Origin of the sequence: Sphingomonas daechungensis, from assembly GCF_014489495.1 — a bacterium.
GTDB classification, from domain to species: domain Bacteria; phylum Pseudomonadota; class Alphaproteobacteria; order Sphingomonadales; family Sphingomonadaceae; genus Sphingomicrobium; species Sphingomicrobium daechungense.
In genome coordinates this window covers 845190-867111 of sequence record NZ_CP060780.1, presented here as the reverse complement: position 1 = coordinate 867111, position 21922 = coordinate 845190, and the positions used below count along the sequence as shown (strand labels likewise).

The following is a 21922-nucleotide window of genomic DNA, read 5'->3' as shown; positions in this document are numbered from 1 at the left end:
GAGGCAAATTGGGTATACGCCCCCGGTTGCCGAGCGACGAATACGTAAAGCTACGGAACCCTCGCCCAGAAGAGGGGCTTACGTGAAATTCCTGATGGCACCAGCGTGACGGTAGGCAGAGAATCCTACCGCATTTTCCGATTGCCAAGGAGATGAACATGCTCGTCACAGAAGCGGCGCCGGCACTGAAGAGTGAGACGGGATGTGTCCGCGCGCAGGGTGGTATCAAATCCATCTTGCTCCATGTCCATGACGACAGCCATCTCGAGCATCGGCTGCAAGCCGCGCTTTCGATCGCAAGAGCCTGCACGGCCCATCTCCAGCTTCTCCACGTCGTTCCGATCGAGGCCTACACGTTCGTGGACGCCTACGGCGGGATGAACCTGAGTGCCCAGCTCGTCGAGGCGCTCGAGGATCAGGCACGAGCGGTCCAGGCGAGCGTGCAAGAACGTCTGCGGAATGAAGATGTCAGCTGGGACTACCAGTCTGTAACTTCCCCCTTGCGGCTGCCGTCATCGGACATGCCTCCCTGGCTGACCTCGTGATCGTCGGTCGGGAGCATAGCGCTCCGGATTTCGGCCTTGGCGGTTCGTATCTCATCAACCGTTTGATCGCTGAATCGCGCACGCCTATCCTCATCCCGGGCGACCAAGTGCCAATTGCCGAGTTTGATTGGCCCGCCGTCATCGCTTGGAACGGAAGCGTCGAGGCGGCGAACGCGGTCCGGGGGGCCATCGGACTTCTCAAGCTAGCACCGAAAGTAAAGGTCGTCCGGTTCGTTGAATCGAAGCCGGCGCAATTCCCGAACACGCAGCTACTCGAATATCTTTCGCGGCACGGGATCCATGCCGACTTCGATGAACGGCAGATCACCTATTCACCAGCGGCTGACATCGTGGCCTACGCCAGGAGCAAGGGCTGCGCTTATCTGGTGATGGGTGGGTACAGTCACAGTCGCGCGGGCGAGTTCCTGTTCGGCGGTGTCACCCGCGACCTGCTTCGCGAATGCCCGGTTTCAATCGTGACGATGCACTGATCTGCGAGGAGACTCTTCCATGCGTCACATCAACCCAACGAAGGCGGGCCTGTCCGTCGGCGCGGTTCTCGCACTTTGGCATTCGATGTGGGTCGCGATGGTCGCTGCTGGCTGGGCCAAGGCGTTCATGAACTTCGTCCTGCGACTGCATTTCATCCAGCTCGACTATGACCTGGCGCCATTCGCTTTCGAGACTGCGGCAACGTTGGTTGCAATCACTTTCGCTGCCGGTTTCCTGTTCGGATCGGTGTTCGCTCTGATTTGGAACTGGCTGACGGCAAAGCCGGAAATGCGTGACGACTCGACCGCGAACATGTCGGCGACATCTAATGTCATCTGACAAACGCGCGGCCCAAGACGAGGCTATCCGCATCCTGGACTCGCACCGTATCATGGCAGTCGCTACCAACCGCCCGGACGGATGGCCGCAGAACACCATCGTGGGATACGCGAATCTCGGCTTTTCGATTTACTTCGTGGTGTTCCGGTCCAGCCAGAAGCTCGCCAACATCCGTACGGACACTCGTGTAGCGATCGCTGTAGGCCATGAACCGGTCGGCCTCGATGTATTGCAGGCCGTTTACGCCGGCGCGGAAGCTGCCGAAGTGATCGACCAGACCGAGAAGGCCCAGGCCTGGAAACTTCTCACGGAACGCCACCCCAATCTATCCGGCCTCGACCTTCCGACCGCAGCCGATGCAGCTGTCATGCGGGCCAGGTGCAGATACCTCTCTGTGCTCGATTATCGCGTCGCCTTCGGGCACCGGGTATCGTTCGAGCTGGAGCCGCCCGACACGCCTTCGGAATGAGCGTGGCAAACCAGTACGGGGCTTTGCGTATATCGCGTCCGCGAGCGCCCGGCATATTCCGATCCGATGAATTGGAAGATCGTCCGGCTTGAGCTCGCGCAGTGTCGCGGCTCTTCGCGGGCCTCGGCGAGCAAGGCTTATCTCTTGCGCGTGCCACTCGACGCAGACGGCAGGATCGATGCCGAAGCCATAGCTTCCAATCCGGCAAGGGCGACCGTCGCCAGATTCTGGGCGTCCGAGCCGGATATGCATGGCCGGGTCGAACGCGAGAACGGTCATTGGCGGCTTCGCTGGCTGGACAAGGCCGGGCAGCTAGCGCGGATCCCCGCCGTTCCGTTGCGCTTGAATGAAAGGGTTTCGATCGAAGGCCCGGGCGGCAACGAAGCGTTCAGTGTCGCCAGCATCAATGATTCCGGCCGCCAGATCCTCGAGCGGCCTTAGCCATTCCGGAGCTTGATGCTATCATTCGTGACATGAGCCGTCCGACCCTGGTCGGGGAGAGCGAGACTCTCCTTCGATCGATCCTGGCGACAGTTCCTGACGCCATGATTGTCATCGACGATCATGGCCGCATCCTGTCATTCAGCGCAGCGGCGGAAAAGATGTTCGGCTATTCCGAAGGTGACGTTGTCGGCGAGAACGTCTCCATGCTGATGCCCTCACCGGATCGCGAGCGGCACGACAAGTATATCCGGGATTATCGCGAAACGGGTGAGCGCAAGATCATCGGCATCGGGCGCGTGACGACCGCCCGGCATCGCGACGGCTACACATTTCCTATCGAGCTTGCCGTGGGCGAAGCGGCGATGGGCGACCAGCGGATCTTCACAGGCTTCATCCATGACATCAGCGAACGGCGGCAGACGGAGCTGCGCCTGCGCGACCTCCAGTCCGAGCTCGCTCATGTCGGACGGTTGAGCGAAATGGCCTCGTTCGCGTCCTCGTTGGCGCATGAACTGAACCAGCCGTTGACCGCCATCGCCAACTATTGCGAAGCGGCACGCGACCTCATTCCCGAAGGCGCCCACCAAAATGATGCGCTCCTGCGCGAAGCGCTTGTTGAGGCCGCCAAGGAATCCGTCCGAGCGGGGCAAATCGTGCGTAGGCTGCGCGAGTTCGTCAGCCATGGAGAGTCACTGCGCGCTCCGGAATCTGTCAATCGCCTCGTCACCGAAGCGAGCGCACTCGCTCTCGTGGGCTCTCGGGAGCATGGCATTGAAGTGCAGCTGCAATTGGCTCCGGATCTCGATGACGTCCCGGTCGATCGCATCCAGATCCAGCAAGTGCTGACCAACCTGATCCGCAACGCCGTCGACGCAATGATCGATAGCCCGGAGAGGTCCTTGACGATCAGGACGGAATCCGGTCCGGACCGGATGGTGACCGTGACGGTCGAAGACACGGGAACTGGCATTGCCGAATCTGTAGCGGGCCAGCTCTTCCAGCCTTTCATCACCTCGAAGACGACGGGAATGGGCGTCGGCCTGTCGATCAGCAGGACCATCATCGAATCGCATGGCGGCCGGATCTGGTTCGAGCCGAATGAGGGCGCCGGGACCGTATTTCATTTCACCCTTCCAATTGTGGGAGCCGGCGAATGAGTGAGGCACCGAAAGTCGTTCACCTGGTCGACGACGACGATTCGGTCAGGCGATCGGTAGGATTCATGCTCAAGACTTCGGGTTTCCGAGTAAATGCTTTCGCGAGTGGCGCAGACCTTCTGAAGGAGCTGAAATCGCTGGATCCGGGCTGCATCTTGCTCGACATTCGCATGCCGGGGATGGACGGCCTGCAGGTTCAGGAAGCGTTGAATGAAGGAGGCAACGCGCTGCCGGTGATCATCATGACCGGTCACGGCGACGTCCCTTATCTGTCCGGGCCATGAAGGCCGGCGCGGTGGATTTCATCGAAAAGCCGTTCGACAAGGCAACCCTGCTTACAGCACTGGGCGCGGGTGAAGCGGTGCTCCAGCGCGCCGACGCTCGGTTGGATCGCGGCCGTGATGCGGCGATTCGATTGAAAGCTTTGACGCCACGGGAGCGCGAAGTCCTGGATGGGCTCGCAGACGGCCTTCCCAACAAGACGATCGCCTATGATCTCGGCATCAGTCCGCGCACGGTCGAAATCCATCGGGCGAATCTCATGGCCAAGCTCGCCGTCCACAGCTTGTCCGAAGCACTTCGCCTCGCCTTTGCCGCAAGGGATATCGAGGTGAGCTGAACGGAACCGTAGAGGATGGCACTGGATTTTTCACGAAACCGTATTATGTACCGCGCGATATGAATAAGCCTGAAGTGATATCCGAGGGGACCGGCCCCTGCCGAGGACGCCCCCGCGAATTCTGCGTCGATCGTGCTCTTGCGCAGGCGCTGCGCGTCTTCTGGGAGAAGGGTTACGATGGCACGTCGCTCACCGATCTGACGGAAGCGATGGGGATCACCCGGCCGAGTCTCTACGCGGCGTTTGGCAACAAGGACGCGTTGTTTCGCAAGGCGCTCGACCTCTACGAAACCGAAAAGCTCGCCTACATTCGACAGGCGCTTGAGCAACCGACTGCACGCGGCGTCGCCGAGGTGATGCTGCGCGGCTCCGTCGACAATGTGATGGCCTACGACGAACCGCACGGGTGCATGGGCGTCATCACTTCGGTTGCCTGCGGGCCCGATTCGCAATCGGTACGCGAGGATGTCGTCAAGCGAGGCGAAGCCGCCAAGCGCGCGTTGATGGAGAGGTTCGATCGCGCCAAGCAGGAGGGCGACCTCCCATCCCACGTTGATTCGGAAGGCCTCATGCGGGTGTTGATCGCCATGCTCCAGGGCATCTCCGTCCAGGCAAGCCAGGGCGCGACTCGCGATGAGCTCGACCGGCTGGTCGAAAGCGGCCTCGCCCTTTGGCCGAGCGCCTGATTTATAACTAACGCAAATTATTTTATCGGCCGGTACAGAATTTTTCTTGACGTCGGTTAGCAGACTTTGTACTGAGCAGTACAGAAAGCGGGAAGGTGTCGCGAACGCCCTCCCGTCTTCCGCGGGCCTGACCCCCGCAAAAAGGGTTCGAAGATTCATTAGCAGTCCACGCTGAGACCTCGCGTTTCAGTGAGCGGATTTCTGCGCCTGGGAAAAGCACTCGCGTCGAGACGGTGGTCCGGCGGACGGAGAGGCTTGCCCAGAAAAATGAGGGAGAATGACATGGCCTATCTGGCAAGAATCGATGCGCAAGACGCCCAGCCGATCGCGCTCCCGGCGCTGGCCTCGGCGACGCCCGACTTCTCCAAGCTCGAGTGGTCCATCATCCGCCTTGCCCGCATCGATCGGCTGTGGACGATCCGCGCAGCCGGTCGCGTGCGCAAGTTCTACAATTGGATGATTGGCCGGGGTAACCCGAACTCGCCAACCCGCGCCTCGAAGCGCTCCGCCGGATGGCGGTGCTGACCTGGCACTACGGCTTCACGGTCCCCGGTCGTGACATCGCCGAATTCCTCTCCGCCGGCTTCTCGCCGGATCAGTACGAGCTGATGGCGAGCTGCATCAACGCCACCATCAGCGCGCCGCGAAAGGCCGCAGCATGAACATGATTTCGAAAGTCACGTCCGATGGCGAAGCGCAACGCGTCCGCCTGAGCTTCGCGCGCAGGCCGCTCTGGCAACGTGCCGCGATTGTCGGAACGCCCCTGGTCGCCCTAGCCGCGGCCGTCACCCTCTGGAGCAGCGATCCCTCCCCCGCCGCTGCTCCCCCGGTCCCCACGGTGACGGTCGCGGCCCCCCTGCAGAGCGAGGTGAATCTGTGGGATGACTATGTCGGCCGCTTCGAGGCGAGCCGCTCGGTCGAAGTGCGCCCGCGCGTTTCGGGGCAGATCGTCGGCGTCCACTTCCGCGATGGCCAGATCGTCCAGAAGGGCCAGCTTCTCTTCACTGTCGATCCGCGTCCGTTCACGGCAGCGCTCGCCGAAGCCCGCGCCGGCGTCGCAACCGCGCGAAGCCAACTGGCGCTGGCGGAGACCAATCTCGGCCGTGCCCGTCGCTTGCTTGAAGCCAATGCGGTGTCGCAGGCCAATGTCGACCAATTGACGGCGCAGGTGCAGACGGCCCGTGCGGCGCTCGCGGCTGCTCAGGCTCGCGTTCAGCAGCGCTCTCTCGACGTAGAGTTCACGCAGATTCGGGCGCCGATCAGTGGACGCATTTCGGACCGCAAGATCGACGCGGGCAACCTCGTCGCATCCGGCGTGGACGGTGGAACCTTGCTGACCACAATCAACGCCCTGGACCCGATCTACTTCACGTTCGACGTGCCCGAGTCCCTGTATCTCAAGGATTCGCGTCAGCGGTCCGCGGGTGAGCAAGGCGACATCGCGCAGATCAGGCTTCAGGATGAGGCCACGTACAGCCGCACCGGCCGTCTCGATTTCACCGACAATGGCATCAGCCAGAACTCGGGCACCATTCGTGCTCGCGCCGTCGTTCCCAACCCGGATTACTTCCTGACCCGGGCATGTTCGGAAACATGCGGCTCGCGGACGGCGGCACGACTCCGGCATTGCTCGTCCCGGACGCGGCGATCCGCACCGATCAGGCGCGCAAGATCGTGCTTGTCGTCGGGCGGGACGATACCGTCGCCGCGAAGCCGGTTGAAACCGGACCGCTGGTTGGTGACCTCCGGGTCATTCGCAGCGGCCTGAGTCTTGCCGACCGGGTGGTCGTGCAGGGCGTCCAGTTCGCTATGCCCGGTGCCAAGGTAAAGGCGCGCGTGACGAAAGTTCATCCGGCCGCCGCACCGTTGGCACCGGCCCAGTCGCAGTCGCCCTCCGCCTCCCAGGCGACGCTGGCGGCTCGATAAGAGAGTTCTCTAACATGCAGTTCAGTCACTTCTTCATCCGACGGCCGATCTTTGCCGGCGTCATCGCGATCATCATCACGATCGTCGGTGCGTTCGCTTACTTCGGGCTGCCCGTGTCGCAGTTCCCGAACGTCGTCCCGCCAACGGTCACGGTCAGCACTTTCTATCCCGGTGCGTCCGCCGAAACCGTCGCGGACACCGTCGCTGCGCCGATCGAACAGCAGATCAACGGCGTCGACAACATGCTCTATCAGTCGTCGCAGTCGACCGGTGACGGGCGCGTCACGATCACCGTTACGTTCAAGCTCGGCACCGACCTCGATACCGCGCAAGTGCTCGTTCAGAACCGCGTCGCCCTCGCCACGCCGAGCTTGCCTGAGGACGTGCGCCGGCAGGGTGTCGTCGTTCGCAAGACCTCGCCGTCATGGCTGATGGCGGTCAACGTTCTGTCGCCCGACGGTTCGCTCGATCGCGGCTACGTGTCGAACTACGCGTTGACGCAGCTCAAGGACCGACTGTCGCGCGTCGACGGTATTGGCGACGTCTCAATCTTTGGCGCCCGCGATTATGCGATGCGCGTGTGGATCGATCCGGGCCGGGCTTCGACGCTTGGCCTGACCGCCGGCGAGGTCGTGAGTGCGCTGCGCAGCCAGAACGTCCAGGTTGCGGCCGGCACCGTGGGCCAGCCGCCCTTCGACACGGGCGCTGCGCAACAGCTTAACGTCGAGACCCAGGGCCGCTTCAAGACGGCCGACGAGTTCGCCAACATCATCATCAGGACCGATTCGGCATCTGGCGCAATCACGCGTCTTCGCGATGTCGCACGCGTCGAGCTCGGTGCCGAGGATTACGGGGTCAACGCCTACCTCTCGGGCAAGGACTCGGTGATCCTCGGCATCACCCAACGGCCGGGAACCAACGCGCTCGCCGCTGCGGAGGGCGTCAAGGCCCAGCTCGCTGAGGCGTCCAAGACTTTCCCGAAGGGCCTCGAATATCGCATCATCTGGAACCCGACCGAGTTCATCAGCAAGTCGATGACGGCGGTGCAGGAAACGCTCCTCGAAGCGCTTATCCTCGTCGTTCTTGTGATCATCGTCTTCCTGCAAAGCTGGCGTGCCGCGGTTATCCCGATCATCGCCATCCCGGTGTCGCTGATCGGCTCGTTCGCAGTGCTTGCCGCGCTCGGCTACTCGCTCAACACATTGTCGATGTTCGGCCTGGTGCTGGCGATCGGCATTGTGGTGGATGATGCCATCGTCGTCGTCGAAAATGTCGAACGCAACCTCGAACACGGCCTCAGTCCAAAGGAAGCGGCGCATCAGTCGATGGACGAGGTTTCGACCGCGCTCGTCGCCATCGTCCTCGTGCTTTGCGCGGTGTTCGTCCCGGTCACGTTCCTCACCGGAATCACGGGCGAATTCTATCGCCAGTTCGCGGTGACGATTGCAGCGTCGACGGTCATCTCGCTGCTGCTTTCGCTGACATTGTCTCCCGCACTTGCGGCGCGGCTGCTGAAGCCGAAGAGCAAGCATCGCGCGGAGTCGGGTATCATGGGCTTCGTCCATCGGGCGGGCGATCGCTTTAACACCGGCTTCGGCAAGCTCAGCAATTGGTACAGGAGCTTTACGCGCCGGGTCCTCCGGGCGCCGAAGCGGGCTCTGGCAACCTATGCCGGGCTCGTCGGTCTGACCGTCGGAGTGTTCTGGTACACGCCGGGCGGGTTCATCCCCGCGCAGGACCAGGGCTACGCGCTTGCCGCGATCCAACTTCCGCCGGGAAGCTCGATCGAGCGCACCGACGAAGTCTTGAAGAAGGCTGTGGCCAAGCTGCTGAAGGTGCCCGGAGTCGACCAGGCGGTGATGTTCTCCGGTTTCGACGGAGCGTCGGGGACGCAGGCTTCCAACGCCGGCGCAGCCTACGTCACCTTCAAGCCGTTCGAGGAGCGGGCGGGTACTGACCGCACCGAGCTTAATATCGAGAACGACATGCGCGCTGCGCTCGCCGACATGGACGAAGCGTTCGTGTTCGTCATCCCGCCGCCCGTCATCCAAGGCGTCGGCAACGGCGGCGGCTATCGCATGATCGTGCAGGATCGCAGCGGCGCCGGTTACCAGGCTCTCGAGCAGGCTGCCCAGCAGCTGATCGGCCAGGCCCACCAAGAGAAAGGTCTCGCCAACGTCTTCACCTTGTTCAACACCGCGACCCCGCGCGTCTTTGCCGACGTCGACCGCGCCAAGGCGGACATGCTCGGCGTACCGACGGAGCGTGTGAACGAGACGCTTCAGGTCTATCTCGGCTCCGCCTACGTCAACGACTTCAACCTGCTCGGCCGGACCTTCCGGGTAACGGCGCAGGCGGATGCTCAGTATCGCGACGATCCAGCCGACATCGCCCAGCTCAAGACCCGCTCAAACAGCGGCGCCATGGTGCCGATCGGAACGGTCGCGACGTTCCAGGACAAGACGGGCCCGTATCGCGTCACGCGCTTCAATCTCTTCCCTGCGGTCGAGGTCGATGGCGACACCGCGCCCGGTTATTCGACCGGCCAATCGCTGAAAACGATGGAAAGGCTCGCGTCGAGCTTGCCGCAGGGCTTCGCGACCGAGTGGACCGATATTGCCTTCCAACAGAAGCTTGCCGGCAACATCGCCGCGGTCATCTTCGCCTTGTCGGTGGTGTTCGTCTTCCTCGTGCTCGCGGCTCAGTTTGAAAGCCTGCTGCTTCCGCTGGCGATCATCCTGATCGTGCCGATGACATTGCTCGCCGCGATGACGGGAGTGAACCTGCGCGGTCTGGACAACAACATCCTGACGCAGATCGGCCTGATCGTGCTCATCGCGCTCGCCGCGAAGAATGCGATCCTGATCGTCGAGTTCGCCAAGCAGGCGGAGGAGCGAGGCCTTTCGGCCATCGATGCAGCGGTTGAAGCCGCCGGGTCGCGTTTGCGCCCGATCCTTATGACCAGCTTTGCCTTCGTCCTCGGTACGCTGCCGCTGGTGCTGGCGACCGGTCCGGGCTGGGAGCTGCGCCAGGCGCTCGGCACCGCGGTCTTCTTCGGAATGATCGGAGTCACGGCGTTCGGCCTCATCTTCACGCCGGTCTTCTACGTGGCGACGCGCACGCTCGGTGAGCGATTGGCGCGCGGTCGCGGCCGGCCGTCCGAGCAGCAGCCGATGCTGCTGCCCGCGGAATAGGGACTCTCGAGATGAAGACTGTAATGAGCATCGCGCTGGCGCTCGCCTTGGCGGCGTGCGCAAGCGGACCTGAGTATGCGCAACCCGCGACACCTTCGGCAGCTGCCGGACCCTTCGTGGCGGCTAAGTCGCCGGCGGTCCAGGCGCTCGCACCCGTGCCGGACGATTGGTGGCGGCTGTACAAGGATCCCGTACTCGATGGGCTTATCGCTGACGCCTTGGCGCACAACACCGACATCCGCGCGGCGGTTGCGCGTTTTGCCCGCGCTCGCGCTTCGCTCAAGGAAGTGAAGGTCGATCGGCTGCCGCAAGGCGGGGCTTCGGCCTCGGCAACTCGCGGACGCGAGAATGGCGATTCCGATGCGTCGACCAGCTTCGATGCCGGCCTTGAGGTCGCCTATGAAGTCGACTTGTTCGGTCGCGTGAAGCGGGGAGTCGAAGCCGCTAGCGGGGATGTCGGTGCGGCGGAAGCAGACGCCGATGCTGTGCGGATTGCCATCGTTGCGGACACGGCGCGTGCTTATGCGGATGCGTCGAGCGCGGCGGAACGTCTCGCGGTCGCCGAGCATATCGTCGCGCTGCTCGATGAGTCACTGGGCATTACCGAGAAGCAGGTCGAGATCGGCCAGACGACGCGCCTCGACACGGCGCGGATCGCGGCGCTGCGAAACCAGCGACAGGCAGGAATTCCGGCCCTCGCCGCCGAGCGGGATTCCGCTTTGTTCCGACTGGCGACGCTGACCGGGCGCGCACCTTCCGAACTTCCCTCAACGGCCGGTGCGCGCACTTCTTCGCTGAAGCTCGATCAGCCAATTCCCGTCGGGATGGCGCGCAGCTTCTGGCTCGGCGCCCGGACGTTCGTGCCGCCGAGCGCCGTCTCGCGGCCTCGACCGCTAGGATCGGAGTCGCGACCGCAGAGCTCTATCCGCAGATCACGCTCGGAGCATCCGTTGGTTCGAGCGCGGGCAATTTCGGCAATTTGCTGAGCAACCCAGTAGGCTTCCTGCTCGGCCCGCTGATCAGCTGGTCGTTCAGCGATCACGCCCGCGCACGGGCCCGTGTCCAGGGTGCGGAGGCGAGCACGCAGGAGGCGCTGGCACTGTTCGACGGAACCGTCCTGCGCTCGCTGGAGGAAACCGAGACAGCGCTGTCGGCCTACGCCAACATGCTTCGCCGCCGCGAAGCACTGCAGGCGGCCCGCAATGAGGCTGAGGTTGCAGCGAAGATCGTCCGCGCACAGCAGCGCGAAGGGGTGGTGGACTCGCTTGCACTGCTCGATGCCGAGCGCACGTTCGCGGAATCCGAAGCGGATCTTGCCGACGTCAACGGCGAGGTCGCCGACGCTCAAATCAACCTGTTCCGCGCGCTCGGCGGAGGCTGGTCGGCTTAGTTGCCGACAGCATTCGCGGGCGGTATTCGGCTCGCGGGCTGGGACAGGAGAAGTGCAATGAGCATCACGTTCCAGCTTGTCGACGTCTTCGGAAGCGGCCCGTTCACCGGCAATCCGGTAGCGGTCTATGACGGCCAGGGTCTCGATACCGAGACGATGCAGCAGATCGCGCGGTGGATGAACCTGTCGGAGACGACGTTCCTTCTGCCGCCGACAACTGACGAAGCCGATTACCGCGTTCGCATCTTCACTCTCGAGCGCGAGCTGCCGTTCGCCGGCCATCCGACGCTGGGCACTTGCCACGCGTGGCGGAGCGGACCGGTTCGTCGAAGGACCGCGTGATCCAGGAATGCGAAGCCGGGTTGATCACCGTCGAGCGTCGCGGCGGCCGCTGGGCATTCGAAGCGCCTCCGCTAATCCATACCGGAGCGGTGGAGGAATCTTCGGTCGCGGAGGTCGCTGACTTCCTCAACATCCACCGATCGAAGATCGTGGAAGCGGAGTGGGTCGACAACGGTCCGGGCTGGCTCGGCATCTTGCTCGGGTCGGCGGAGGAGGTCCTCGCTCTCGAACCGGTCAGTTCCTATCCGCGGCGGATGGATGTTGGCGTGATCGGGCCATATCCCGATGGCCATGATCTGGCGTTCGAGTTGCGGACGTTTTTCAGCAATCACGTCGGTGCGATCGTCGAGGATCCGGTGACCGGAAGCTTCCAGGCCTCCGCTGCCGAATGGATGATCCGATCCGGCCGCGGTCATCCGCCCTATGTCACGGCGCAGGGGACGCAGCTCGGTCGGAGCGGGCGGGCGTACATCGACCACGAAGGCGACCGCTTGTGGATCGGCGGGCAGACTGAAACTCTCGCTTTGGGTGACGCTCCCTTTCGACGCTAGACGCGAAGCGCGGCGGCCATCTCCGCCTCGCGCTTCAGGTTCCGGGCGAGCTGGCTCATTCCATTGAGATATTGCGGCGGCACGTGCACGTCGCGGTAACCCAGCTGCGCGGCCGCACGCAGCGTCCAGAACGGGTCGATGAGGTGAGGCCGCGCTAGAGCCACAAGATCGGCGCGACCCGCCGCGAGGATCGAGTTGGCATGGTCCGGCTCGTAGATGTTGCCGACCGCCATCGTGGCGAGGCGGGCTTCGTTGCGGAGCTTGTCGCTGAACGGGGTCTGGAACATGCGGCCGTAAACGGGTTGCGCGCCGGTCCAGGTCTGGCCCGCAGAAACGTCGATGAGGTCGGCGCCGGCGCGGGCGAAAGCGTCCGCGATCTCGACTGCCTCGTCTGGAGTAATTCCCTGATCACCGGCCCAGTCGGTCGCGGAAATGCGGACGGACATCGGGCGATCCGACGGCCAAGCATCCCGCATCGCGGTGAAGACTTCGAGCGGGTAGCGCAGGCGGTTCTCGAGTGACCCGCCGTATTCGTCGGTGCGCTTATTCTGCAGCGGCGTGAGAAAGCCCGACAGCAGATAGCCGTGCGCCGCATGAAGTTCGATCATGTCGAAATTCACATCGAGGGCCATCCGGACGGCGGCGACGAATTGGTCGCGAACCTCGTCCATGTCCTTGCGGGACATTGGGGTCGGCACCTGGTTGACCGGCGACCACGCCACATCGCTCGCGGCCATGATCGGCCAGTTGCCGTCGGGAAGCGGGGCATTGTCCTCTTCCCAGCCAACGCGCGTCGAGCCCTTCGCGCCCGAATGACCGAGCTGAAGGCAGATCTTCGCCTTTGAATTTCCGTGCACGAAATCGACGATGCGCTTCCATGCGGCAACGTGCTCATCGCTCCACATGCCGGTGCAGCCCGGACTAATCCGGCCCTCCGGCGACACGCACGTCATCTCGGTAAAGACGAGGCCCGCGCCGCCCATCGCGCGCTCGCCGTAATGCACGAAATGGAAATCGTTGGGCGTACCGTCGACCGCCGAGTACATCGCCATCGGCGACACGGTGATGCGGTTCTCCAGTGTCATCTCGCGCAACTTGAACGGTGCGAACATCGGCGGCGCGGTCTTGTTCGACCTTCCATCGGTCGCGCGTTTCCAGAACCAGCGTTCGGCACCTTCCAACCATTCGCGATCGCGCAGGCGGAGGTTCTCGTGGCTGATGCGCTGGCTACGCGTGAGGAGCGAGTAAGCGAACTGCAGCGGTTCGAAATGGGTGTAGCGTTCCAGCGTCTCGAACCATTCGGTCGAGTTGCGCGCGCTGTTCTGCAGCTTCAGGACTTCGAGATTCCGCTCGGCGACGTACTCGTCCATCGCCGCTTCGAGGCTGAGACCCGGCCGATTGAGCACGTCGGCGAGCTTGATCGCATCTTCGAGCGCAAGCTTGGTGCCGGAGCCCACTGAAAAATGCGCCGTGTGCGCGGCATCGCCGAGCAGAATGACGTTGCCCGCCGACCAGCGCTCACACTTGATGCGGCGGAAGTTCAGCCATGCCGCCGACCCACGTAGATGCGCCGCGTTCGACATCAGGCTGTGGCCGTAGAGATATTTCGCGAACAGCTTTTCGCACACCGCGATGGCTTCGGCCTGGTCCATCCGGTCGAATCCGAACTTGCGCCAGGTGTTTTCCGAGCATTCGACGATGAAGGTCGAGCAGTCGGGCGCGAAGCGATAGGCGTGCGCCCAGATCCAGCCATGCTCGGTTTCTTCGAATGCGAAGGTGAAAGCGTCGAAGACCTTGCGGGTGCCGAGCCAGACGAACTTGTTCGCGCGCACGTCGACGTCGACCCCGAACGCATCTTCATAGGCATCGCGGAAACGCGAATTGATCCCGTCCGAAGCAATGACGAGGTCGTAATCGCGCCACTTCGGATCGGCCGGATCGCACTCGGCATTGAATTCGATTGTTACGCCCAGTTCGCGCGCGCGGTCCTGCAGGATTTCCAGCAGCCGCTTGCGGCCGATCCCGATAAAGCCGTGGCCGGATGACGTTATCGTCTCGCCACCGATGTGGACGTCGATATCGTCCCAGTGCGCGAATTCGTCGGCGATGATCTTCGCGGACTTCGGGTCGTTGGCCTGCAAGTTCTCGACCGTCTGGTCGGAGAAAACCACGCCCCAGCCGAAGGTCACGCCTGGCGCATTGCGCTCGAAGACGGTGACGTCGTGCGACGGGTCGCGCAGCTTCATCGAAATGGCGAAGTAGAGGCCGGCGGGACCGGCGCCGACGCAGGCAATTCTCACGCTGGCAGACCTCGAATGTTCCCAATGTTCACGGTGACACGCGTGTGCGCGCGGGTGCCCACGTGAGGGCCGGGCAACTTAGCGAGGTTCGGACCGGACGTGCGGCGGCGCATTGGCACAGCATGGCACAATAGAGCGCCTGTAGGACAGGCCCCGTCGACCTATTTGAAATCAGGCGCTGCCGGTGTTCGCTTCAACCCGCCCCGGTCATCTCCGGCGCTGGGCCCATTTGTCGCCGGCGTTCCGGTTGACCAGTTGCAATCCTGCCGCCCCGGAGAGTGCCCACCGCACCTCGGCCTCGATGCTGTCCTCGCCGAGATCGAGTCGAATGGTCTCGGCCACCGGCAGCACCTCGTCGCATTCCACGCAGCAGCCGTTCGCGGAGACATCGCGGATCATCGCCGGGAACGTCCGTCCATCCTGCAAGACCACCGAGGCGTCGATCGACACCGCCTCCCGCTCTTCTCGCTCAACCCAACCTGGCAGACGCAATGCTCATTCTCCACGGTTCCAGAATGCCGTTAACGCTCGAACTCGGATGTCGGGCAAATTACCGGCATCGCGGGTGTCCGCAATGGGGGTAAGGCGCCGCGAGCGTCCTAGTGGCAGGAATGGGTGGAAAGCTGACATTAGTAAGTCTCTGCCAATCCAGCCGTTATGAATTGGAGTCGGCGTAAGCTGTTGGTTGGAGCGTCGCTGGCTGGAGCCTTAGCGGTAGCTGGGATCCTCCCAACGACGTGCTCGAAGCAGCGACGAATTACAAAGCCGGCGATGCCGGATAAGGAGCCGCCGAAGCGGCCGCCCGGCGAACCGAAGCCGTTGCTCGAGGAAAACATCGCGGCGGTGCTTGCGCGTCTCGACGCGTGGTATGCTGCGCATCTTCCGCCAGACAGGTATCGGTTCAATCCGCCTGCGACGGAAGCGCAGCTGGACGCGTTCGAGCGCCTGGTCGGGATCAACCTGCCGGCGTCTTATCGCCAGCTTTACCGGTGGCATGACGGCGAAAAAGATGATCGCTGGGGCCACATTTACGGGCTGCCTCTGCTGCCCCTCCGGGAGGCCGGCGCACAATGGGCGGCATGGAACCGAGTGCTCTTAAGCCTAGGCGGTGATCGCTATAAGATTCCCGGCAGGGGGTGGCCGGACGGTGCCGTCGATTCGGCCTATATCAATCCGCGCTGGTTGCCGCTCACCCATGACGGCTCGGGCAATCACATTGGCCTCGATTTCGGTCCGTGGCCACGAGGGCGCGTGGGCCAGGTCATCCTCTTCGGGCGCGACGAGGATACCAAGACCGTGCTTGCGGAATCCTTGGGCGGATTCCTCGAATGGGTTGCCGGACTTCTGGACAGCGGCAATTTTCGGCTGGAGGCAAGGCCGGATGAGCGTGTGCTACGCGTGTTCCGATTGAAGGATCCGCCGGCGGACGACTTCCAGGACGGAGCACGGGCGATCTTAGGCGCACCCGGTGCGATTGAATGATTGCTGCGGGCTAATCGCCTTAAATTCGCAAGGGGGAACGCGTCGCAGACTTGAGATACGCAAAGCCAAGCGTGGATCGCCTTCATGCGAGGTACTTTTATGTTCCCTGTTCCGAAGTCTCCAAGGGAGGCAAGTGAGATCTTCCGTAGCCCCAATGCAGAAGACTGGGAACGCGATTATGCGACCTTTTCGAGGTTCGTCTCAGCAGCGAACCGATAGCTACGAACCCCAACAGCATCGTCAGCCAAGTGGTGGGCTCAGGAACTGGCTTGGGATCAATCTGCTCGACAGTGAAAGTACGGCCTGAAAATGCACTCATGTCGATTGTGCAGGGATCCGCTCCGCCAAAGCAGGGGTGGAGATTCGTCGTACCGGAGATTGAGAGATCTTGGCCCTCGAAAATATAATTTCCCCACTGGTCCAAGCCCAAAAGTGCGATCGAGAAATCCGCAAAGAAGAAGTTGCCAACTTGAAGGTTATGGAAGGACGCAGGGGCAAGCGTCAGAGCGTCTGGATCTACCGCGACCGTTACAGAGAACGGAAAGCTCCAGGCGATCTGAGTGGAGGGGCACGCCGGCGGAGCAGATGGAAATGGTGTCTGAGAACAGATGTACGTCGTTGTCGTTCCTGGGACGTCGCCATGCCCGTTGACCCAGATCACCGACGCTGCCGACGGCGCTGCAGTTCCGATTCCGAGCGCAACAGCCACAATATCTATTGCGTTCAATCTTGATGTTCCCATGGCTTGCCCCTCTTAAGTAGAGCTCGTGCCGCTTGATTGATCGGTCCCGACGTGACTCGGCTCGCAGATCAACTGAATTTGCCTAAGCTTCTGAATCTCCGCGCCCAGCAGCGACTCGATCATTCGCCGCTGACGATCCTCGGTGCACTCGGCTAATTGTTGTCTGAAGCGGCGGATGTTCTCGGTGGCAACGAACTGGTCCATGACTGGAACTCACGTAATGCGGTTGAGTAAACCACGACCCCTCCGAACCCTTTTTTAGCAGATATTGGGTCCGTGCGGGAGGCAGGTTCGGTTTGAGTTGTAAGCGGCCTGCCTGGAACATGAGACGGTCGTCGTAGCGCCCTCGCCCTATTGGCAGACAATAGGTTTCGGACGACATGCGGCGTCATCGCGCAGCGTCCTAAGTGTCCGCATTGAGTCGAAAGCGGAGGCGCGGCGGTTCAACAGCTAGGGCCGAAATGCGCGGCGTGCTTCGGTCGCGCCTAGTCCTCAGGAGCGACGGTCAGGCTGAGGCCGTCGAGTTCGTCGGTGACCTTGATCTGGCAGGACAGCCGGCTGTTCGGCTCGCGCCAGTCCGAGAAGGCGAGGATGGTTTCTTCGTCCGGCTGGATCGGCGGCAGGCGGCTCAGCCAATCCTCCGCGACATAGACGTGGCAGGTGCCGCAGCTCGCGCAGCCGCCGCACAGGCCGAGGATCTCGTCCATTCCGCCGCGCTTGAGATTGTCCTTCAGGGAGGCGCCGGACTTCGCGTGGATCTGGCGAGTCTCGCCGCGGCGCGTGGTGGCCCAGACGGTCGGCACTCAGCGCGTCTCGATCCTGGCCAGGAAGGCGTCGATGGCGGCGTTGAATTCCGCCGGCTTGTCGAGGTTCGCGAGATGCGAAGCTCCCGCGATGATGTCGAGGGCGGCGCCGGGGATGAGGTTCGCGAGCTCCTCCGAAAGCGCCGGCGGGGTGATGGCGTCTTCGTCGCCGCAAATGACCAGGGTCGGCGTGCGGATCGCAGCGGCGCGCTCCCGCTGGTCGGCGAGCCAGACCGCCCGGGCGCCAAGGCGATAGGCTTCGGGGTCGATGCGCGACATGGTCTCGATGACCTGGCCTCTGACTGTCGGGTCCTGGTTTGCCATCAGCGCTCCGATCCGCGCTTCCGCCAGGCCGCGCATGTCGCTGCTCGCGGCGATCGAGCGGTCGTAAATGGCCTGTCCCTGCGGGTGCGCGGCGAAGCTGTCGGCGATGATCAGCGAGCGGCAGCGATCGGGAGCCGCGGCATGCATGGCGATCGCGACGACGCCGCCGAGCGAGAGTCCGCAGACGTGCGCTTCGTCGATGTCGAGCGCGTCCAATGCCGCCCACGCGGCCCGGGCAAAGTCCTCACGGGTCGCATCCGGCAGGAATGCGCTTTCGCCGTAGCCGGATAATCGATCGCGATTGCCCGGCGATGCCGACCGAAGTGTTCGAGCTGGCCCTTCCAGACGCTCTTGTCCGATCCGACCCCGTGAAGGAACAGGATCGGAATGGCTCCTTCGCCCTCGACATCGATCCCGATGACGCCGGCGGATGTTTGCAAGTCGACCATTCGCCCGCCGTGTACCGCGTCCCCGGCGATGGCAAGATTACGATTCGCTTGCGGAATGGTTCACCCTCGGCTCATCTGCGCAGGCGCACGGTCTGTCGTACAACTCCAGTGCCGAGGTAATGGCGATGCGTAAGGTCTTTCTCCTGATGTTGCTGGCCAGCGCGGCGTCGCCCGCTCTCGCCGGCCCAACGATAGTGAAAATCGCGGTTTCCGCGGCCACCGCGCCGAGAAGTCCCAGTCCGACGGCGACAGCCAGCGGTCGGAGCGCCCGTCGCGACCCGAACGCAGCTATCAGCCGCAGCAGAACTCGAGCCGTCCGGACTCCGGCGGCCGTTCGAACGGCAATGGCACTTTCACTGAGCCGCAGCCGAATGCGTTCGAGGGCCATGCCAGAAAGGCTGAGCACGCGCCGAGCCTTCCGGAGCGGCCGGCCGTTGAGACTCCGAGCGCCGCGGAAACGCACGTCCGGAAGTCGGAGCGTCCGACACTACCGGATCGACCCGACGTCGAGCGGCATGTCCAGCCGGCCGAGACGTCCGACACGGTTCGCAACTGGCGCGGGACTAGGCGGGACGGTCCGGCCGAGAATTCGACGATCGAGGACCGCAACGTGCGGGTCCCGCCGAATAGCCGCGAAGGCGGGCCGCTGGTCGAGCCGCGTCGAGATACGCCCCACGTTGTCCAGCCAAGCGAGCGCCGGGTCAGCCGACGGCCGATGTTCGGCACGGAGCCGCCGGCGCCGAGCACGGCGAACACGAGACATGCGCATCCCAACCGTCATTGGAACACGGACTGGCGGCGCGATCACCGTTACGACTGGAACGACTGGAGGCGACGCCATCGCAGCCGCTTCCACATCGGTTTCTACTACGATCCGTTCGGCTGGGATTACTTCCGCTACGGTCTCGGCTGGCGCATGTGGCCGAGCTATTACGGCAGCAGCTTCTGGCTGAACGACCCGTGGTATTATCGTTTGCCGCCGGCCTACGGACCGTACCGCTGGGTCCGTTATCACCACGATGCGGTGCTGGTGAACATCTACACCGGGCAGATCGCGGACATCATCTACAACTTCTTCTGGTAGACAGCAGAAGTTCATTGGACGAAGGGGCGTTGCGGCATCGCGGCGCCCCTTTTCCTATCCGCCGCCGGTCACAGAAAGTGTCATCATGAAGCCTTGTTTTCGCCTCTTCCTCCTTGGTGCGTCGCTGACGGCGCTTGGCGCCTGCGCAGGCGTCCCGGCGGTCGAGCCTGCGCCTGTCGCTCCGGTTGCCGAAGCAGCCCCGGCGCCAGTCCCGGAGAAGAGCGCGCACGACCGGCTGTTCGACCTGTTCAAGGCCAGCGACGAAGCCTCGCTCAAGCGCAACCCGATCAGCGCGATCTTTCGCGGCGACATGCGCTATGCCGACCGGCTCGGCGACAACATCAGCGACGAATATTATGCAGCAGAGAAAGCGGCTGGCGAAAGCGACCTCGAAGCGCTTCATGCCATCCCGCGCGACCAGCTCGATGAGACCGACCAGCTGGCGTACGACACGTTCGAATTTACTACGAAGGACACGCTGCGGGGTTACCAGCCGGACATCTTGAACCTGACCAAGGTCCGCCCGCTCAATCACTTCTACGGCATCCAGACCTTCTATCCGACCTTCGCAAGCGGGAAGGGTGGAGCGCCATTCAACACGCTTGCGGACTATGAGAACAACCTGAAGCGTCACAAGGATTTCGTGGTCTACGTCGACCGCGCCATCGGGCGGTTCAAGGAAGGCGAGGCCGCGGGCGTCGTCGAGACCAGGCTGACCGTTCGCAACATGATCGAACAGCTCGACACGCAGTTGAAGCAGAAGCCCGAAGACTCGCCATACTTCGGTCCGGTAAAGGAATTCCCGGACGCGATCGGCGCTGCGGATCGCGAGCGGCTGACACGTGAGTATCGGGCGGCCATTTCGGATGAGATCTACCCGGCCCTGACCCGCCTGCGTGATTTTCTCCGCGACGAATATCTCGGCAATGCCCGTGAAGGCGTCGGCCTGATGTACATGAAGGGCGGCGATCACCTGTACCGCTACCTGCTGCAGTCGACGACCACGCTGCCGATGACCCCCGACGAGATTCACGACCTTGGCCTCAAGGAAGTGGCGCGCATCAATTCGGAATTCGACAAGATCCGGCAGCAAGTCGGCTTCAAGGGCAATCTGCACCAGTTCTTCGACCACATGCGGACGGCCAAGCAGTTCCAGCCGAAGAGCCGGGAGTCGCTGACCGAGGATTATTACCGCATCGGGAAAGCCGTCGACGCCCACATCCCGCAATATTTCGCGACGGTCCCGAAGACCGCGCTGGTAATCAAGCCGTACGATCCGTTCCGCGAGAAGTTCGAAGCCGGCGGCTCCTACGAGCAGGGCACGCCGGACGGGTCCCGGCCCGGCACGTTCTACTTCAATGCCTACGATCTTCCTTCACGGAGCACGTGGGGTGAAACGACCCTGTTCCTGCATGAAGGTGCGCCCGGGCACCATTTCCAGATCAGCCTCGCACAGGAGAATGAGGCGCTTCCGGCCTTCATGCGGTTCGGGGCAATACGGCGTACGTCGAAGGCTGGGCGCTCTATGCGGAGACGCTTGGCTACGACATGGGCTTTTACAAGGACCCGTACCAGCGCTTCGGGACGCTCAACGACGAAATGCTGCGCGCGATGCGGCTCGTGGTCGACAGCGGCATCCACGCCAAGGGTTGGACGCGCGATCAGGCGATCAAGTACATGCTCGACAATTCGGGCATGGGCCGCACCGATGCCACGGCGGAGGTCGAGCGTTACATCGCCATCCCGAGCCAGGCGACGGCGTACAAGGTCGGCTCGCTGACGATCCAGCGGCTTCGGGACAAGGCCAAGGCCGAGCTCGGCGACAAGTTCGACATCCGCGAATTCCATGCGCAGGTGTTGAACACCGGAGCGCTGCCCTGCAGATCCTCGAGCAGAAGATCGACCGCTGGATCGCGGCGAAGAAGGCGAGCTAGCCTTCGCTCAGTTCGACGAAGGGTGCGAACTTCACTTCGCGTTTCACGAAGTGCGTTTCGTAGCGACGGACCGTGGGAGAGGACACCAGCAGTTCGTCCGAGGCGTCGTTGAAGGCCGACATGCTTTCGCAGTCGAATAAAGCAACGATGTCGTGGGACCGGCGATCTCGTAGCAGAATTGCACGCAGGGCGCCTCGAGCAGCCTCTTCTCCAACGCGTCCTTGCCTTTCAGGTCGGCGTGCTCGCTAAGCTGGATCAGGACGAGGGCGCGAAGCCGGCGCTCGACCAGGCGCGGAGAGAGCAAAGCGATCGTCCGCGCGATAATTCCGTTGGCACGCAACCGTCGCAGCCGCCGCGCAATCGCCGATGGTGAGAGGGGGACGTTGTTCGCCAACACTTCCGCCGTCTGGCCATCGTCACGCTGGACCAGGTTGAGGAGACTGATGTCGAAGCGGTCGAGCATGGCGGCAGCCTGCCAAATTCTGGACTGAAGTAAATCGCAGCGGCCTCGCCGTTTGCCGAAATTTGGCACGCAGGCCATCGAAATCGCCCGAACGCGACGCGGCTTTACGATATGATCGGCTGTCGAGGAGCACGGCAATGCCCAAGCATTCGAAACCACTGCTTCTTTTGGGGCGCTATGCTGGTTC

The 21922-nt window shown here is 62.9% G+C and carries 19 protein-coding genes and 5 pseudogenes; 17 read left to right on the top strand and 7 right to left on the bottom strand.

Annotated elements, in window-relative coordinates; translation table 11 throughout:
• The first annotated feature begins 158 nt into the window (after positions 1 to 158).
• From H9L15_RS04555 to H9L15_RS04490, 14 genes and pseudogenes are all read left to right on the top strand, one after another.
• Positions 159 to 545: a universal stress protein gene (locus H9L15_RS04555; protein WP_187715323.1), complete on the top strand. Its 387-nt coding sequence runs from the start codon at positions 159 to 161 to the stop codon at positions 543 to 545.
• A complete protein-coding gene (locus H9L15_RS04550; RefSeq protein ID WP_187715322.1) occupies positions 542 to 1036 on the top strand; it encodes a universal stress protein in 495 nt (164 codons plus the stop codon). Before H9L15_RS04555 ends, H9L15_RS04550 begins: the two co-directional genes overlap by 4 nt.
• Before the next feature lie 19 nt (positions 1037 to 1055).
• Positions 1056 to 1376, top strand: coding sequence for a hypothetical protein (locus H9L15_RS04545; protein WP_187715321.1), 321 nt, complete (start codon positions 1056 to 1058; stop codon positions 1374 to 1376).
• Between the two features lie 52 nt (positions 1377 to 1428).
• Positions 1429 to 1845: a pyridoxamine 5'-phosphate oxidase family protein gene (locus H9L15_RS04540; RefSeq protein ID WP_187715320.1), complete on the top strand. Its 417-nt coding sequence runs from the start codon at positions 1429 to 1431 to the stop codon at positions 1843 to 1845.
• A 66-nt stretch (positions 1846 to 1911) separates the two neighbouring features.
• Positions 1912 to 2286 carry a hypothetical protein gene (locus H9L15_RS04535; protein ID WP_187715319.1) on the top strand — a complete coding sequence of 125 codons (375 nt, stop codon included), beginning with the start codon at positions 1912 to 1914 and terminating at the stop codon, positions 2284 to 2286.
• A 32-nt stretch (positions 2287 to 2318) separates the two neighbouring features.
• Positions 2319 to 3446, top strand: a complete 1128-nt coding sequence (locus H9L15_RS04530) for a sensor histidine kinase (RefSeq protein ID WP_187715318.1) — start codon at positions 2319 to 2321, stop codon at positions 3444 to 3446.
• Positions 3443 to 4065, top strand: a pseudogene (locus H9L15_RS04525) (response regulator transcription factor). Before H9L15_RS04530 ends, H9L15_RS04525 begins: the two are co-directional and overlap by 4 nt.
• Before the next feature lie 59 nt (positions 4066 to 4124).
• Entirely contained in the window at positions 4125 to 4751 is a 627-nt protein-coding gene (locus H9L15_RS04520) for a TetR/AcrR family transcriptional regulator (protein ID WP_187715317.1), read from the top strand.
• Between the two features lie 282 nt (positions 4752 to 5033).
• A complete protein-coding gene (locus H9L15_RS04515) occupies positions 5034 to 5276 on the top strand; it encodes a hypothetical protein (protein ID WP_187715316.1) in 243 nt (80 codons plus the stop codon).
• On the top strand, positions 5264 to 5413 hold the full coding sequence (locus H9L15_RS04510) for a hypothetical protein (protein WP_187715315.1): 150 nt from the start codon (positions 5264 to 5266) through the stop codon (positions 5411 to 5413). The genes H9L15_RS04515 and H9L15_RS04510 overlap by 13 nt, the downstream gene beginning before the upstream one ends.
• Positions 5410 to 6677: pseudogene (locus tag H9L15_RS04505) on the top strand (efflux RND transporter periplasmic adaptor subunit). The gene H9L15_RS04510 and the pseudogene H9L15_RS04505 overlap by 4 nt, the downstream one beginning before the upstream one ends.
• Positions 6678 to 6691: 14 nt before the next feature.
• Positions 6692 to 9871: an efflux RND transporter permease subunit gene (locus tag H9L15_RS04500; RefSeq protein WP_187715314.1), complete on the top strand. Its 3180-nt coding sequence runs from the start codon at positions 6692 to 6694 to the stop codon at positions 9869 to 9871.
• Between the two features lie 11 nt (positions 9872 to 9882).
• Positions 9883 to 11261: pseudogene (locus tag H9L15_RS04495) on the top strand (efflux transporter outer membrane subunit).
• A 57-nt stretch (positions 11262 to 11318) separates the two neighbouring features.
• Positions 11319 to 12154 (top strand): annotated as a pseudogene (locus tag H9L15_RS04490) (PhzF family phenazine biosynthesis protein).
• On the opposite strand, the gene H9L15_RS04485 reads toward H9L15_RS04490, so the two are convergent.
• Together H9L15_RS04485 and H9L15_RS04480 are read right to left on the bottom strand one after the other, a co-directional pair.
• The gene (locus H9L15_RS04485) at positions 12151 to 14454 is read right to left on the bottom strand and encodes a bifunctional salicylyl-CoA 5-hydroxylase/oxidoreductase (RefSeq protein ID WP_187715313.1); all 2304 of its coding nucleotides are present in this window, start codon (positions 14452 to 14454) and stop codon (positions 12151 to 12153) included. The pseudogene H9L15_RS04490 and the gene H9L15_RS04485 overlap by 4 nt on opposite strands.
• Positions 14455 to 14661: 207 nt before the next feature.
• On the bottom strand, positions 14662 to 14904 hold the full coding sequence (locus H9L15_RS04480) for a PilZ domain-containing protein (protein ID WP_187715312.1): 243 nt from the start codon (positions 14902 to 14904) through the stop codon (positions 14662 to 14664).
• Positions 14905 to 15225: 321 nt separating this feature from the next.
• Here H9L15_RS04480 and H9L15_RS04475 point away from each other — a divergent pair, with 321 nt between their 5' ends.
• The gene (locus tag H9L15_RS04475) at positions 15226 to 15936 is read left to right on the top strand and encodes an SMI1/KNR4 family protein (protein ID WP_187715311.1); all 711 of its coding nucleotides are present in this window, start codon (positions 15226 to 15228) and stop codon (positions 15934 to 15936) included.
• 97 nt (positions 15937 to 16033) lie between these two features.
• On the opposite strand, the gene H9L15_RS20160 is transcribed toward H9L15_RS04475, so the two are convergent.
• From H9L15_RS20160 to H9L15_RS04460, 4 genes are all read right to left on the bottom strand, one after another.
• Entirely contained in the window at positions 16034 to 16174 is a 141-nt protein-coding gene (locus tag H9L15_RS20160; protein ID WP_398286896.1) for a hypothetical protein, read from the bottom strand.
• A 516-nt stretch (positions 16175 to 16690) separates the two neighbouring features.
• Positions 16691 to 16882 (bottom strand): hypothetical protein, encoded by a 192-nt coding sequence (locus H9L15_RS16990; RefSeq protein ID WP_223276502.1) that lies wholly within the window; start codon positions 16880 to 16882, stop codon positions 16691 to 16693.
• A 281-nt stretch (positions 16883 to 17163) separates the two neighbouring features.
• A complete protein-coding gene (locus tag H9L15_RS04465) occupies positions 17164 to 17481 on the bottom strand; it encodes a 2Fe-2S iron-sulfur cluster-binding protein (RefSeq protein ID WP_187715309.1) in 318 nt (105 codons plus the stop codon).
• Entirely contained in the window at positions 17482 to 18069 is a 588-nt protein-coding gene (locus H9L15_RS04460) for an alpha/beta hydrolase (RefSeq protein WP_262984956.1), read from the bottom strand. It abuts the gene before it with no gap.
• 795 nt (positions 18070 to 18864) lie between these two features.
• Here H9L15_RS04460 and H9L15_RS04455 point away from each other — a divergent pair.
• Complete coding sequence (locus H9L15_RS04455; RefSeq protein WP_223276501.1) at positions 18865 to 19338, top strand: RcnB family protein; 474 nt, start codon at positions 18865 to 18867, stop codon at positions 19336 to 19338.
• 85 nt (positions 19339 to 19423) lie between these two features.
• Positions 19424 to 21384: pseudogene (locus tag H9L15_RS04450) on the top strand (DUF885 domain-containing protein).
• On the opposite strand, the gene H9L15_RS04445 reads toward H9L15_RS04450, so the two are convergent.
• Positions 21316 to 21735 (bottom strand): Lrp/AsnC family transcriptional regulator, encoded by a 420-nt coding sequence (locus tag H9L15_RS04445; RefSeq protein WP_187715308.1) that lies wholly within the window; start codon positions 21733 to 21735, stop codon positions 21316 to 21318. The pseudogene H9L15_RS04450 and the gene H9L15_RS04445 sit on opposite strands and share 69 nt — an antisense overlap.
• Positions 21736 to 21922: the final 187 nt, after the last annotated feature.